At 64.3% G+C, this 14,256-nt stretch carries 11 protein-coding genes; 10 read left to right on the top strand and 1 reads right to left on the bottom strand.

The genetic code is table 11. From position 1 onward, the window contains the following. Positions 1-59: 59 nt before the first annotated feature. Together Q0743_RS31290 and Q0743_RS31285 are read left to right on the top strand one after the other, a co-directional pair. On the top strand, positions 60-1,250 hold the full coding sequence (locus Q0743_RS31290) for a dihydrodipicolinate synthase family protein (protein WP_298245273.1): 1,191 nt from the start codon (positions 60-62) through the stop codon (positions 1,248-1,250). Continuing rightward, positions 1,250-2,113, top strand: a complete 864-nt coding sequence (locus Q0743_RS31285) for a sugar phosphate isomerase/epimerase (RefSeq protein ID WP_298245272.1) — start codon at positions 1,250-1,252, stop codon at positions 2,111-2,113. Before Q0743_RS31290 ends, Q0743_RS31285 begins: the two co-directional genes overlap by 1 nt. A gap of 101 nt (positions 2,114-2,214) precedes the next feature. Here Q0743_RS31285 and Q0743_RS31280 read toward each other — a convergent pair whose 3' ends face one another. Then, entirely contained in the window at positions 2,215-3,435 is a 1,221-nt protein-coding gene (locus Q0743_RS31280; RefSeq protein ID WP_298245271.1) for a cytochrome P450, read from the bottom strand. Positions 3,436-3,540: 105 nt separating this feature from the next. Between Q0743_RS31280 and Q0743_RS31275 the strand changes: the two genes are divergently transcribed. The 8 genes from Q0743_RS31275 to Q0743_RS31240 all read left to right on the top strand — a co-directional run bounded on the left by Q0743_RS31275 (position 3,541) and on the right by Q0743_RS31240 (position 14,247). Further along, on the top strand, positions 3,541-4,083 hold the full coding sequence (locus Q0743_RS31275) for a phosphonopyruvate decarboxylase (protein WP_298245270.1): 543 nt from the start codon (positions 3,541-3,543) through the stop codon (positions 4,081-4,083). Beyond that, the gene (locus tag Q0743_RS31270) at positions 4,080-4,670 is read left to right on the top strand and encodes a thiamine pyrophosphate-dependent enzyme (RefSeq protein WP_298245269.1); all 591 of its coding nucleotides are present in this window, start codon (positions 4,080-4,082) and stop codon (positions 4,668-4,670) included. The genes Q0743_RS31275 and Q0743_RS31270 overlap by 4 nt, the downstream gene beginning before the upstream one ends. Before the next feature lie 145 nt (positions 4,671-4,815). Then, complete coding sequence (locus Q0743_RS31265; RefSeq protein WP_298245268.1) at positions 4,816-5,517, top strand: TetR/AcrR family transcriptional regulator; 702 nt, start codon at positions 4,816-4,818, stop codon at positions 5,515-5,517. A 1-nt stretch (position 5,518) separates the two neighbouring features. After that, positions 5,519-6,712: an efflux RND transporter periplasmic adaptor subunit gene (locus Q0743_RS31260; RefSeq protein ID WP_298245267.1), complete on the top strand. Its 1,194-nt coding sequence runs from the start codon at positions 5,519-5,521 to the stop codon at positions 6,710-6,712. A 70-nt stretch (positions 6,713-6,782) separates the two neighbouring features. Further along, positions 6,783-9,878 carry a MexW/MexI family multidrug efflux RND transporter permease subunit gene (locus Q0743_RS31255; protein ID WP_298245266.1) on the top strand — a complete coding sequence of 1,032 codons (3,096 nt, stop codon included), beginning with the start codon at positions 6,783-6,785 and terminating at the stop codon, positions 9,876-9,878. A 153-nt stretch (positions 9,879-10,031) separates the two neighbouring features. Further along, a complete protein-coding gene (locus Q0743_RS31250; protein WP_298245276.1) occupies positions 10,032-12,614 on the top strand; it encodes an ATP-binding protein in 2,583 nt (860 codons plus the stop codon). Then, the gene (locus Q0743_RS31245; protein WP_097659480.1) at positions 12,611-13,000 is read left to right on the top strand and encodes a response regulator; all 390 of its coding nucleotides are present in this window, start codon (positions 12,611-12,613) and stop codon (positions 12,998-13,000) included. The genes Q0743_RS31250 and Q0743_RS31245 overlap by 4 nt, the downstream gene beginning before the upstream one ends. Then, a complete protein-coding gene (locus Q0743_RS31240) occupies positions 12,997-14,247 on the top strand; it encodes an adenylate/guanylate cyclase domain-containing protein (protein ID WP_298245265.1) in 1,251 nt (416 codons plus the stop codon). Before Q0743_RS31245 ends, Q0743_RS31240 begins: the two co-directional genes overlap by 4 nt. Positions 14,248-14,256 lie beyond the last annotated feature (9 nt).

Genomic DNA, 14,256 nt, shown 5'->3' with positions numbered 1-14,256 from the left:
AGCGCAAATTGCTTCGCAATTTGTCGCGGGCTCCTCGCAATGACGGGGAGAGGTCCAAAATGAACAAGCCCGTCCTGCCGATCTCATCCCTGTCGCTCAAGCTGCCGAAGGCCGATCGCTCGATCGAGACCTACCGCCTCGCGGCCTCGCGTACATTTCCCGCAAAGCTCGAGGGGCCGCTGAACCGCATCGCCTTCTCGGCCGTGCATACGGTCGCCGATCCCTTCGCCGACAATGATCCTTGGCTCTCCGTTGCCGTCGACTGGGACAAGACCATCGCCTTCCGCGAGCATGTCTGGGATCTCGGTCTCGGCGTTGCCGAAGCCATGGACACTGCGCAGCGCGGCATGGGCCTGGACTGGCCGACATCGCTGGAGCTGATCACGCGCTCGGTCGGCGCCGCCAAGCGACGCAATGCGCTGGTGTTCTCCGGTGCGGGTACCGATCACCTCGCGGTCGAGGACGCCAGGACCATCGATGACGTGATCCGCGCCTATGAGGAGCAGATCTCGGCGGTCGAGAAGGTCGGCGGCCGCATCATTTTGATGGCGTCGCGGGCGCTCGCCAAGCTCGGCCGCAATGCCGATGACTACGCAAAGGTTTACGATCGCGTGCTGTCGCAGGTCCGTGAGCCCGTGATCATCCATTGGCTCGGCGACATGTTCGATCCGGCGCTGACGGGTTATTGGGGCACGAGGGATCTCGACAAGGCGATGGACACGGCGGTGGCCATCATCAACGGCAACGCTGCCAAGGTTGACGGCGTCAAGGTCTCGCTGCTCGACAAGCAACGCGAGATCGACATGCGCAGGCGCCTGGACAAGCGCATCAAGATGTACACCGGCGACGACTTCAACTACGCGGAGCTGATCGCAGGCGACGAACAGGGCTTCTCGCACGCGCTGCTCGGCATCTTCGACGCGATCGCACCGGCGGCGTCCTACGCGCTGTCGCGGCTTGCGGCCGGCGATGAGACCGGCTTCCATGATGTGCTGGGGCCGACTGTGCCGCTGTCGCGCCACATCTTCAAGGCGCCGACGCGGTTCTACAAGACCGGCGTCGTCTTCATGGCGTATCTCAACGGCCACCAGGACCATTTCACCATGATCGGGGGACAGGAGAGCACGCGCTCCACGTTGCATCTGGCCGAGCTGTTCCGTCTGGCCGACAAGGCCGGCCTGCTCGCCAATCCCGAACTCGCGACGCAGCGGATGAAGACCGTGCTCGCCACCCACGGGATTGAAGCCTGATGCGCGATTTCTCGTCCGACCATCGCTGGCTCTCGCTGAATACGGCGACCGTCCGCAAGCAGGGCAACCTCGTCGAGATCATCGATGCCTGTGCGAAGCACGGCATCCGCGCCATCGATCCCTGGCGCGAGCAGGTCTCGGCCGTTGGGCTCGATCGCGCCGCGCGCGCGGTGCGCGAGGCCGGCCTCGATCTCTCAGGCTATTGCCGTGGCGGCATGTTCACATCGGACGCCTCGCGCCGGGGCGAGGTGCGTGACGACAATCGCCGCTGTGTCGATGAAGCGAAGGCGCTGGGCGCGCCCTGCATCGTACTCGTCGTCGGCGGCCTGCCGCAATATTCGCGCCCGGGCAGCGAGGCTTCCAAGGATCTCGTCGCGGCGCGTGGGCAGGTGGAGGAAGCGCTGGCCGACATGCTCGACTACGCCAAACAGGCAAACCTGCCGCTGGCGATCGAGCCCTTGCATCCGGCTTACGCTGCCGATCGCGCCTGCGTGAACACGACAAAGCAGGCGCTCGACATCTGCGACCGGCTCGACCCCGGCCGCAGCGGCATGCTCGGCGTCGCGCTCGACGTCTATCACATCTGGTGGGATCCCGAGCTGATGAGCCAGATCGCGCGCGCCGGAAAGGATCGCCTGCTCGCGTTCCATGTCTGCGACTGGCTGGTGCCGACAAAAGACATCCTCAACGACCGCGGCATGATGGGCGACGGCGTCATCGACATCAAATCGGCGCGCGCTGCCGTCGAGGCGCAGGGCTATGCCGGCTATTCCGAGATCGAGATCTTCTCCAATGACTGGTGGGGCAAACCGATGGATGAGGTGCTGCGCACCTGCATCGCGCGGCACAAAGCGGTGATTTAGGTATCAGGGCACCGCGCTCCAGCGCTGGTGATTACCGAGATACATCAAAGCAGTGGCTACTGTGCATGGGGTTGTTTTCGCAATTTTTGTTGTGAGGCCCCTTATCCGATCGCGCAGGGCACGCTCAAGAATCCGCGAAAACGCACCCGTCCGCCCCGCACCGGCTTTCCGCTTACGGCATAGTTCGGAAAGCGCGCCAGAAAGCGCGAGATCGCGATCGCGCCCTCCAGCCGCGCCAGCGCCATACCGGCGCATTGATGCGCGCCGGTGGCGAAGGCCAGATGCCGGTTCGGCGTGCGCGCGATGTCGAAACGTTCCGGGTCCGGAAACTGCGCGGGATCGCGATTGGCCGCGCCAATGCACAGCGTCACCGACGTGCCGGCCTCGAGCATGACGCCGCCGAGCTCGACCTTCTCGGTGGTCATGCGGTTGCCGAGCTGGTTCGAGCTCTCGTAGCGCAGCATCTCCTCGACCGCGGTCTTGATCATGTCGGGGTTGTCGATCAGCTGCTGCTTCTGGTCCGGGTGACGGTCCAGTGCGACCAGGCCGTTGCCGATCAGGTTCGTCGTGGTCTCGTGCCCCGCGTTGAGCAGGAAGATGCAATTGTGCAACAGCTCCTTCTCGGTCAGCCGCTCCCCATTCTCCTCGCCCTGGATCAGGCGCGTCAGCACGTCGCGCTCGGGATTGCCGGGCTTGTCGCGCCGGCGCGCCACCAGCGTCTGGAGATAGGCTAGGAAATCCGTCACCGCCTTATTGCCGCGCGCGGCCGCATCAGATGACACCACCGGTTCAAGCGCGCCGAGGATCGCCAGCGACCAGTCACGCAGCGGCCCACGCTCGTCATGGGGCACGTCAAGCAGATTGCCGATCACCTCGATCGGAATCGATGCGGCGAAATCCTCGATCAATTCGCAATGGCCTTTGGCCGCGATGGCGTCGAGCAGGCCGTCGACCAGCTTGACGATGTTGCCCTCCATCCCCGCGATTGCCCGCGGCGACAGCGCGCCCATGATCAGGCGGCGCACGCGGGTATGCGACGGCGGATCATTGAAGACGAGGCTGGCGGTGTGATGCTCGTAGAGCGGCGCATCGCCGTATTTCGGCGCGAACTCGCGCTTCTTGTCCGAGCTGAACGACTTCGTGTTCTTGTACGTCGTGACGAGGTCGTCGTAGCGGGTCAGGAACACGGTGCCGCTGCGCAGGCGCTTGACCGGCTCGTTCTCCCGCAGTGCACGATAAGTCGGATAGGGGTCGTCGTAGAATTCCGGCGTCAGCTTCTCGAGGTCGAAGCTGGCGGCCAGCGCCTTCGCATCTGCGTTCATCCCGTTATACTCGCCGGTTAAAGCCGTTATGCCGTTTTTGTTGTTCTGATCGGCGCATGCCTGCGTCTACAGTCGCTGCACCTTGCTAGCCGACTGGACAGGAAAATGCACGCCCACGCTGAGGCTGCCGACACGGCGCCGAATTGGCCCGATGATATTTTCGCGACCCTGCAACGTTTCGACGTGCGGCAGGTGCCTTACGTGCCGGACGCCGGCCATTCGAAGCTGATCCAGCGCGTGCTGGCATCCTCCACCATGCGCGGCATTTCGCTGACGACGGAGGAGGAGGGCGTGGCGCTGCTCGCCGGCGCCTGGGCGGGCGGACAGCGCGGCGTGTTGCTGATGCAGTCGAGCGGCGTCGGCAATTGCATCAACATGCTGTCGCTGATCCCGATCCTGCGCTTTCCGTTCCTGACGCTGGTGACCATGCGCGGCGAGTGGGGTGAGTTCAATCCTTGGCAGGTGCCGATGGGATCGACCACGCAGGGCGTGTTCGAGCTCTCGGGCGTCCAGGTGCTGCGCGCCTCGAACGCGGCCGAGGTGCCGGCCGTGCTGGAGGCCGCTGCGTCGCAGGCCTACAACGCACTCACCCCCACCGCCGTCCTGCTGTCGCAGCGCCTGATCGGCGCCAAGGTTTTCACCAAATGAGCAAGGCCAATCTCCTCGACCGCCGCCAGGTGGTCTCCACGCTGCTGGCGAACCGCAAGGACGTCGTCGCGATCGGTGGCCTCGGGGCCTCCACCAACGACATGTGCGCGGCGGGAGACCACGCCCGCAATTTCTATCTCTGGGGCGGCATGGGCGGCGCTGCCATGATCGGCCTCGGCCTCGCGCTGGCGCAGCCGAAAATGCCTGTGCTGGTCATCACCGGCGACGGCGAGATGCTGATGGGCCTGGGCAGCCTTGCCACCATCGGTCTGCAGAAGCCGTCAAACCTGTCGATCGTCGTGCTCGACAACGAGGCCTATGGCGAGACCGGCGGCCAGACCAGCCACACCTCCACCGCCGCCGACCTCGTCGGCGTCGCCAGGGCTTGCGGCATCAAGGATGCTTGCGCGATCTCGACCATGGCCGAGGTCGAGGCTTTCGCCAAAGCCGTCCATGACGTCTCGGCCGGGCCCCGATTTGCCAATGTAAAGATCGACAACGCCAGCCTGGAGCGGATTCTGCCGACCCGGGACGGCACCTACATCCTCAACCGCATCCGGGGCGACCTCGGCTTTCAGCCGATCTAGGGGCGGGTGGGTCCGTCCCTGCGGCGCTCAGGTCCTGCACGCGGCCCGCGCAAACGGAGCGAATTTCCCCTGAATTTGCAACGCACTTAGGTTGCGTTGCAACATAGTGCTTGACTTTTACGTGGGTGAGTGCTTACTCACTGCCATGAGCTCATTGCGTATGACGAGCGACCTGAGGCGTCAATTGATCCTCGGTGCCGCGAAGCGTTGCTTTGCCCGACATGGCTATACCGGCACCACGACAAAGAGCGTGGCGGCCGCGGCTGCCATTTCCGAGGCCTTGCTGTTCAAGCATTTCCCGTCCAAGGCGGCGCTCTACGCCGAAATCCTCAGCGACGAATGCGAGGCGGATCCGGCGCTGACCGAACTGCTCGAACGCGAGCCGTCAACGGCCACGCTGGTCGAAATCATTCGCGGCATGGTCGCGCATTTTCTCGAGATGGCCGACGGGCCCGATCAGGAAGAGGCGCAGCGCCTGCGACTGATGGCCACGAGCCATTTGGATGATGGCGAATTCGCTCGTTTGCTATATGCCAAGATCGAGACGCTGATCGGCGCGATCTTCGTCGCCTCGCTCGAACGTGCCGTTGCCAGCGGTGACGCGCGCCCATGCAGCGGCGAACCGCTCAACCTGTTCTGGTTTGCGCATCACACGGTGATGACCGCAGCGCTGACCAGGCTGCCGTCCACGCCTTGCCTCGTCTACGGCAAAGCTGAAGACCTCGAGCGGCAGCTGTGTGAGTTTCTCCTGAGGGGTATCGGACTTAACGACGCCGCAATTGCTTCGCATCTGGGCCACAATCAGGCTGCGGATGCCGGCAGGCCGGCGATTGCAGAAAGTGCATGACATGAACATCGTAACCGAACACAAGATTTCGGGCGAACCGATCGACAACAAGGCTCCCAAGCGTCCGGTCCGGCCGGTGCTCTGGTTCATCATCGTCGGCACGCTGCTGGCCGTGCTCGTCGGCGGCCTCGTCTGGTTCAATTACTTCCGGGGCCAGATGATCAAGCAGTTCTTCGCCAACAACAAGCCGCCGCCGACCGCCGTCAGCGCGGCGGAGGCGAAGTCCGAGGTGGTGCCGAACCTGCTCACCGCGGTCGGCGGCCTCGTCGCCGTGCATCAGGTCGACGTCAGCGCCGACGTCAACGGCCGCGTCACCGAGATCAAGTTCCAGCCGGGCACGCGTGTCGAGGCCGGCACGCCGCTGGTGCAGCTGTTCGACGCTCCGGAGCAGGGCGACCTCGCCAACTACAAGGCCCAGGCGACCGTCGCGCAATTATCGCTCGATCGCGCCAAGCAGCTGGCCTCGCGCCAGTTCGGCCCGCAGGCGACCGTCGATTCCGCCCAGGCCGCCTACGACCAGGCGCAGGCCGGCATTGCCAAGACCGAGGCGCTGATCTCCCAGAAGCTGGTGCGTGCGCCGTTCGCCGGCGATCTCGGTGTCCGCAAGGTCGAAGTCGGTCAGTATCTGACGGCAGGTACCGCGATCGTGTCGCTGACCGACCTGTCCGAGCTGTGGGCCAACTTCACCGTGACCGAAAAGGATTCCGGCAGCCTCAAGGTCGGCCAGACCGTCCGGCTCAAGGTCGATGCCTATCCGGGCCGGGTCTTCGAGGGCAAGATCACCACGATCGAGCCGCAGATCGCCAGCGACACCCGCAACATCCGCGTGCAGGCGACGGTTGCCAATCCGGAAAAGATCCTGAAGCCCGGCATGTTCGTGACCACCACGGTGGTGCTGCCGGACAAGCCGGCCGTGATCACCGTTCCGGAGACGGCGGTCGACTACACGCTCTACGGCGACTCGGTGTTCGTGATCACCGAGAAGAAGGGAGAGGACGGCAAGACCAGTCTCTCCGCGGTGCGCACCTTCGTGCAGACCGGCAACAGGGTCGAAGGCCGTGTCGAAATCGTCAAGGGCCTGAAGGCGGGCGACAAGGTCGTTGCCGTCGGCCAGCTCAAGCTGCAATCGGGCGCGGCGGTGTCGATTTCGACCGACCCGGCCCCGCAGATCCCGGCGCAGCCGCCGCGCTACTGATCCATGACACTCAAGTGATCCGGCTCGGCCGGATCACTTTTCTTGAGACATATAAATCGAGATCGCCGCGATGCGCTTTACCGACATCTTCATCAAACGCCCGGTCCTGTCGGTCGTCGTCAGCCTGTTGATCCTGCTGATCGGCCTCCGCGCGGCGATGGTGCTGCCGATCCGGCAATATCCGAAACTGTCGAACACGGTCATCAACATCACGACCGTTTATCCCGGCGCGTCTGCGGACCTGATTCAGGGCTTCATCACGACGCCGATCGAGCAGGCGGTCGCCTCCGCCGAGGGCGTCGACTACATCACCTCGTCCTCGGTGCTCGGCACCTCGACGATCCAGGTCTACATCAAGCTGAACTTCGATCCGAACCAGGCGCTCACCGAAGTCCTGGCGAAGACCAATTCGGTCAAATACCTGATCCCGAAGGAATCCAACGACCCGATCGTCACCAAGACGACGGGCCAGACCACGGCTGTGATGTATCTCGGCTTCTCGTCCGAGGAGCTCTCGGGCTCGGCGATCTCGGATTATCTGACGCGCGTCGTGCAGCCGGTGCTGTCGACGGTCGACGGCGTGGCTTCCGCCGACATTCTCGGCGGCCAGACCTTCGCAATGCGGCTGTGGCTCGATCCCGAGAAGATGGCCGGGCGTAACGTGTCGCCGGCGGACGTCGCGGCTGCCATCCAGGCCAATAATTTCCAGTCCGCAGCGGGCCAGGCCAAGGGCTACCTGATCGTCTCGAACGTCTCGACGAATACTGGCCTGACCAGTGTCGATCAGTTCAAGAAGATGATCGTCAAGGCCAAGGACGGCGGTTTCGTGCGGATGGACGATATCGCCACCGTCGAGCTTGCAGCCCAAAGCACGGATGCGAGCGTCGCCTTTAACGGCGAGCACGCGATCTTCATCGGCGTGCAGGCGACCCCTCAAGGCAATCCGCTCACACTGGTCAAGGGCGTGCGCGCGCTGTTCCCGGAGCTCGAGCGCAATCTGCCGCCGTCGATGAAGATGAAGGTCGCTTACGACTCGACCAAGTTCATCCAGTCCTCGATCGATGAGGTGGAAAAGACGCTGGGCGAAGCCGTGATCATCGTGATCGTGGTCATCTTCCTGTTCCTGGCCTCCTTGCGGTCGGTCATCATTCCCGTCGTCACCATTCCGTTGTCGATGATCGGCGTCTGCACCCTGATGCTGGCGCTGGGCTTCAGCTTCAACCTCTTGACGCTGCTCGCGATGGTGCTGGCGATCGGTCTCGTGGTCGACGACGCCATCGTCGTGGTGGAGAACATCCATCGCCATCTGGAGGAGGGCAAGACGCCGGTCCAGGCGTCGCTGCAAGGCGCGCGCGAAATCGTCGGGCCCGTCATCTCGATGACGATCACGCTCGCAGCCGTGTACGCGCCGATCGGCTTTCTCGGCGGCCTCACCGGTTCGCTGTTTCGCGAATTCGCCTTCACGCTAGCCGGCTCGGTGATCGTGTCGGGCGTGATCGCGCTGACCTTGTCGCCGATGATGTGCTCGGTGCTGCTGAAGAACACCGAAGAGGGCCGCTTCGCGAAGGCCGTCAACAAGGTGTTCGGTGCGCTGACGCGCTGGTATGGCCGCAGGCTCGACCGTTCGCTCGACTACAAGGCGATCACCGGCCTGTTCGCGGTTACCATCCTCGGTCTGGTCGGCTTCCTCTACATGCACACGTCGAAGGAGCTGGCGCCCGAGGAAGATCAGGGCATCGTGTTCGCGGTGACCAAGGCGCCGAAATACGCCAACATCGACTATGTCGATTTCTACGGCGAGAAGCTCGACAAGGAATTCGCAAAGTTTCCCGAGACCGACCTGCGCTTCGTGCTGAACGGCATCAACGGCCCGCAGGGCGGCATCGCCGGCATGCTGCTCAAGCCCTGGGATGAGCGCAAGCGCTCGTCGATCGCCCTGAAGCCGCTGGTGCAGGCCGAGCTCTCCAAGATCGAGGGCGTGCAGGCCTTCGCGTTCAACCTGCCGCCGCTGCCGGGCGGGCCGGGCGGTCTGCCGGTCCAGATGGTGATCAACTCCACCGCGGGCTTTCAGACCGTCTATGAGCAGATGGAGAAGCTGAAGGACGCAGCGCGCAAGAGCGGCATGTTCATCGTCTCCGACAGCGATCTCAACTTCAACCAGCCGAACGTGAAGGTGACGATCGACCGCAGCAAGGCGCAGGACCTCGGCGTCAACATGCAGAACCTCGGCGCCACGCTCGCGGTCCTGCTTGGCGGCAACTACGTCAACCGCTTCAATCTGGAGGGCCGGTCGTACCAGGTGATTCCGCAGGTGCCGCGCGCCAAGCGGCTCTCGCCGGAATCTCTCGGTGGTTACTACGTGACGACCAATACGGGCCAGCAGCTGCCGCTGTCGACCGTGGTGTCGATCGAGACCAAGACCGACCCGAACTCGCTGACGCACTACAATCAGCTTAACTCGGCGACGTTCTCGGCGGTGCCGATGCCCGGCGTGACCGTCGGCGCGGCGGTCGACTTCCTCGAAGGCGAGGCCAAGAAGCTGCCGCAGGGCTTCAGCCACGACTATCTTGCCGACAGCCGGCAGTATGTTCAGGAAGGCAACCAGCTCGCGATCACCTTCGGCTTCGCGCTGATCATCATCTTCCTGGTGCTGGCGGCGCAGTTCGAGAGCCTCCGTGATCCGTTCGTGATCATGATCTCGGTGCCGATGGCGATCGTCGGCGCGCTGATCCCGCTGTTCTTCGGCGTGGCGACCATGAACATCTACACCCAGGTCGGCCTGCTCACCCTGGTCGGCCTGATCACCAAGCACGGCATCCTGATGGTGGAGTTCGCCAACGAGCTCCAGGTCAACGAGCGGCTCGACCGCCGTTCGGCCATCGAGATGTCGGCCCGCATCCGCCTGCGGCCGATCCTGATGACCACGGCCGCGATGGTGACCGGCCTGATTCCGCTGTTGACCGCGACCGGTGCAGGCGCCGCCAGCCGGTTCTCGATCGGCCTCGTCGTCGTGGCCGGCATGTCGATCGGCACGCTGTTCACGCTGTTCGTGCTGCCGGCCGTCTACGTGGTGCTGGCGACCGACCACCGCGCGGCCGCCGATTCCGAGCGGAACAAGCAGGTCAACGAGCTCGATCTCGGCGCCAAGGCCCTGCGGCCGACCTGAGCCGGCTCGCAAACGAACCAGAGGGGCGGCAGCGGTGGGTCCGTTGCCGCCCCTTTTTCGTTCCGTCATCGTATTAGCCATCCGGCGCAGCGGACTGTGGCCTTCCCGCGCCTGCGAGAGACAAGGGCAGGTCTTCTTGCTAGGTTCCGCGGGATGAGCCTCTCCCTCCATCCCGATACCCCGCAAGCCAGCACGCTGCCGAGCCCCGCTCCGGCCAGTGCTGCCTTCGGCGCGGCTGCGGGACGAGGGATCAGGACCAGGCTGTTCACCAAATATGTCGCGCTGTTCGTCGCCGTCGTCGCCATAGCGCTGCTCGCCAACGGCCTGTTCGAGGTCTTCTTCTATTACCGCGAGCACAAGGCGTCGCTGATCCGGGTTCAGCACGAACAGGCCGAGGCGGCGGCGGCCAAGATCGGCCAGTTCGTCAAGGAGATCGAGAGCCAGCTCGGCTGGACCACGCAACTGCCGTGGTCGGCGGGTTCGATCGAGCAGCGCCGGTTCGACGCGCTCCGGCTGCTGCGCCAGGTGCCTGCCATCACCGAGCTTGCCCAGGTGGATTCGACCGGCAAGGAACGGCTGCGGGTCTCGCGGCTCGCCATGGACGCGATCGAGAGCGGGATCGACCTGTCCAGCGATCCGAAGTTTACCGAGGCCGTCGCGCACAAGGTCTATTACGGGCCGGTCTATTTCCGCCGGGAGTCCGAGCCCTACATGACGCTGGCCCTCGCCGGCGCGCGCAAGGACGCCGGTGTCAGCATTGCCGAGGTCAATCTCAAGCTGATCTGGGACGTGGTTTCGCAGATCAAGGTCGGCCTGCACGGGCATGCCTATGTGGTCGGCCCGGAAGGCCGCCTGATCGCGCATCCCGACATCAGTCTCGTGCTGCGCAACACGGACATGTCCGGCCTTGCACAGGTGCGCGCAGCGCAGGCTGCCGGCGGTACCATGCCGGATGCGCTCCAGGAAGCGCGCAACATCCAGGGCCAGAAGGTCCTGACCGCATCGGCGCCGATCGAGCCGCTGCACTGGACCATGTTCGTCGAGTTGCCGGTCGAGGAGGCGTATGCATCGCTCTACGCTTCGCTGCAGCGGCTCGCGATCGTGCTGCTCGCGGCGTCGATCTTCGCGGTGCTGGCGGGGATATTCCTCGCGCGCCGGATGGTCGGGCCGATCCAGGCGCTGCGCAGCGGCGCCGAAAGGATGGGCGGCGGCGACTTCTCCCAGCGCATCTCGATCCGGACGGGCGATGAGCTCGAAGGCCTCGCCAACCAGTTCAACGACATGGGCGCGCGCCTGCAGGAATCCTATGCCGACCTCGAAAACAAGGTCGAACGGCGAACTGCGGAATTGAGCGAGTCCCTGCAGCAGCAGACGGCGACCGCCGATGTGTTGAAGGTCATCAGCCGCTCGGCGTTCGATCTGCAGACCGTGTTGGACACGCTGGTCGGGTCGGCCGCTCGCTTGTGCGACGCGGACGAAGGGACGATCTTCCGGCCGAGCGATGGCGTCTTCTACCTGGCGGCGGCCTGCGGGCTCGACGCCGAACAGGAGAGCAAGCTCCGCACCTTTGCTTCGGTGCCCGAACGGGGCAGTGTGGTCGGGCGTACGCTGCTCGAGGCCAAGACGGTCCATGTCCGGGACGTGCAGGCCGATCCGGACTTTGCGCCCTCGTCGGCGCGGAGACGCGCCAACGTGCGCACGATGCTCGGCGTGCCACTGCTTCGCGAGAGAACGCCGATCGGCGTCTTCGTTCTGACGAGGCACATGGTGCGGCCGTTCAGCGACAAGCAGGTCGAGCTCGCGACGACCTTTGCAGACCAAGCGCTTATCGCGATCGAAAACGTCCGCTTGTTCGAGGAGGTCCAGGAGCGCACCAGAGAGTTGTCGCAGTCGCTTGATGAGTTGCGCACGGCGCAGGACCGTCTGGTCCAGACCGAAAAGCTCGCTTCGCTCGGTCAACTGACCGCCGGGATCGCGCACGAGATCAAGAACCCGCTCAATTTCGTCAACAATTTCTCGGCGTTGTCGACCGAGCTGATCGACGAGCTCAACGAGGTGCTCAAAGCGGCAAAGCTCGACGGCAAGACCAGGGAAGAAGTCGACGAGCTGACCGGCATGCTCAGGGGCAACCTCGAAAAGGTCGTGCAGCACGGCAAGCGCGCCGATTCCATCGTCAGGAACATGCTGCTGCATTCGCGCGAGGGCTCCGGCGAGCATCGCGCCGCTGACATCAATGTGGTCGTGGAGGAAAGCCTCAACCTGGCCTATCACGGCGCGCGCGCCGAACGGCCGGCTTTCAACGTCACGCTCGAGCGCGAGCTCGACCCTGCCGCCGGCATGGTCGACATCTATCCCCAGGAGATCACGCGCGTTTTCCTCAACCTGATCTCGAACGGTTTCTATGCGACTGCCAAGCGCAAGGAGGGCGCAGGCGAGGCTTTCGAGCCCACCATGCGCGTGACGACCAAAGACCGCGGGACCAGGGTCGAGATCCGCATCCGCGACAACGGCACCGGAATTCCGCCGGAAGTGAAAGAGAAGATGTTCAATCCCTTCTTCACCACCAAGCCGGCCGGCGAGGGCACCGGGCTCGGCCTGTCCATGAGTCATGACATCGTCGTGAAACAGCACGGCGGCACCATCGACGTGAATACCGAGCCCGGTGTATTCACCGAATTCATCATCACCCTGCCACGCACGATGGCGGCGGGCGGCACTTCCGGAGGCAAGTCGTGAACGTTTACATCCTGGTCGTCGACGACGAACCCGACGTCGAGGCGCTGTTCCGGCAGCAGTTCCGGCGCGAGCTGCGCGCCGGCCGCTTCCAGATGGAGTTCGCCGCGTCCGCGCCCGATGCGCTCAAGCGCGCCGCGGAGGTTCGCGATCCCTCGCTGATCCTGATCCTGTCCGACATCAACATGCCCGGCATGAGCGGGCTCGACATGCTGCCGAAGGTTCGTGCCGCACACCCGGACGTTCCCGTCATCATGATCACGGCCTATGGCGACGCCGAGACGCGGCGGAAGGCGATCGAGCGCGGCGCCGTCGGGCTTCTCACCAAGCCGATCGACTTTGCCCTGCTGCGGCAGGAGATCGACACGAGGCTCGAGCAAGCCGCATGACTGCGACCATCCTCTTCGTCGACGACGAGCCGGATCTCGAGGCCCTGGTCCTGCAGAAATTCCGCAGGCAGATCCGCGAAGGGCAGCTCGCGCTCGTGTTCGCGCGCGACGGTCTCGAGGCGCTGGAATCGCTCGAGCAAAACCCGCATGTCGATATGGTCGTCTCCGATATCAACATGCCCCGGATGGACGGCCTCTCGCTGCTGGCGAAGCTTCAGGAGACCGAAGACAAGAAATCGACCATCATCGTCTCCGCTTATGGCGACATGAGCAACATCCGCACCGCGATGAATCGCGGTGCGTTCGACTTCCTGACCAAGCCGATCGACTTTGCCGATCTGGAAGCCACGATCGGCAAGACCATCCGCCACATCGAGATGCTGCGCGATGTCAGGCGGCGCCAGATGGAGGCCGAGCGCGCCCATGCCGCGCTCTCGCGTCATTTTTCGCCCGAGCTCGCCAAGCGCCTCGCCGCTGGCGGCGACGGCGAGGGAATCGAAGTGCAGTGGCGCGACGTCGCCACCATCTTCACCGACATCACCGGCTTCACCTCGCTGGTCGAGACTGCGCCGCCCGAAACATTGGGCAGGCTGCTCAACGAGTATGTCGGCGGCATGACCGAGGTCGTCTTCGCCCACGAGGGGACGGTCGCCAAGATCATTGGCGATGCGATCCAGGTGCTCTTCAACGCGCCGGGAGACCAGCCGGATTATGCCACGCGCGCGGTTGCCTGTGCCCATGAGCTCGATACCTGGGCGCAGGACTTTCGCGCGCGCCAGAGTGCCATGGGCATCACCTTCGGTGCCACCCGCATCGGCATTCACGCCGGTCCCGCGCTGGTCGGCAATTTCGGCGGCAACCGCTTTTTCGACTACACCGCGTATGGCGACTCCATCAACATTGCGGCCCGGCTGGAGGCTGCCAACAAGCATCTGGGCACCCGCATCTGCGTCAGCGCCAGCGTCGCCGAGGCGGCTGAGAATTTTCAGGGCCGCCCCGTGGGGGAACTGATGCTGCGCGGACGCAGCGAGCCCTTACGTGCGTTCGAGCCGCTGCCGACGGCCAAATACGAAGCCCCGGAAACGGCTATGTATTCGGAGGCTTACGCCAAGATGGCGGCCGGCGATGCCACGGCCATGCCGGCCTTTGCCGCGCTGGTCGGCCTGCATGCCGACGATTCCCTGGCCGGCTTTCACCTGAAGCGCCTGCTCAACGGCGCCAAGGGCATCCGCATGCAACTGGAATAGGAGTTCGTC

Origin of the sequence: uncultured Bradyrhizobium sp. (genome assembly GCF_936943645.1) — a bacterium.
In the GTDB taxonomy this organism is placed as follows: domain Bacteria; phylum Pseudomonadota; class Alphaproteobacteria; order Rhizobiales; family Xanthobacteraceae; genus Bradyrhizobium.
Note: the sequence above shows the minus strand (reverse complement) of the source record. Positions and strands in the feature narration are given on the sequence as shown.

What these genes read in the sequence shown, in the direction of transcription:
- Q0743_RS31240 (WP_298245265.1), top strand. Translation starts at nt 12,997, where the DNA reads ATGACTGCGACCATCCTCTTCGTCGACGACGAGCCGGATCTCGAGGCC.
- Q0743_RS31265 (WP_298245268.1), top strand. Translation starts at nt 4,816, where the DNA reads ATGAGCTCATTGCGTATGACGAGCGACCTGAGGCGTCAATTGATCCTC.
- Q0743_RS31280 (WP_298245271.1), bottom strand. Translation starts at nt 3,435, where the DNA reads ATGAACGCAGATGCGAAGGCGCTGGCCGCCAGCTTCGACCTCGAGAAG.
- Q0743_RS31270 (WP_298245269.1), top strand. Translation starts at nt 4,080, where the DNA reads ATGAGCAAGGCCAATCTCCTCGACCGCCGCCAGGTGGTCTCCACGCTG.
- Q0743_RS31290 (WP_298245273.1), top strand. Translation starts at nt 60, where the DNA reads ATGAACAAGCCCGTCCTGCCGATCTCATCCCTGTCGCTCAAGCTGCCG.
- Q0743_RS31260 (WP_298245267.1), top strand. Translation starts at nt 5,519, where the DNA reads ATGAACATCGTAACCGAACACAAGATTTCGGGCGAACCGATCGACAAC.
- Q0743_RS31255 (WP_298245266.1), top strand. Translation starts at nt 6,783, where the DNA reads ATGCGCTTTACCGACATCTTCATCAAACGCCCGGTCCTGTCGGTCGTC.
- Q0743_RS31285 (WP_298245272.1), top strand. Translation starts at nt 1,250, where the DNA reads ATGCGCGATTTCTCGTCCGACCATCGCTGGCTCTCGCTGAATACGGCG.
- Q0743_RS31250 (WP_298245276.1), top strand. Translation starts at nt 10,032, where the DNA reads ATGAGCCTCTCCCTCCATCCCGATACCCCGCAAGCCAGCACGCTGCCG.
- Q0743_RS31275 (WP_298245270.1), top strand. Translation starts at nt 3,541, where the DNA reads ATGCACGCCCACGCTGAGGCTGCCGACACGGCGCCGAATTGGCCCGAT.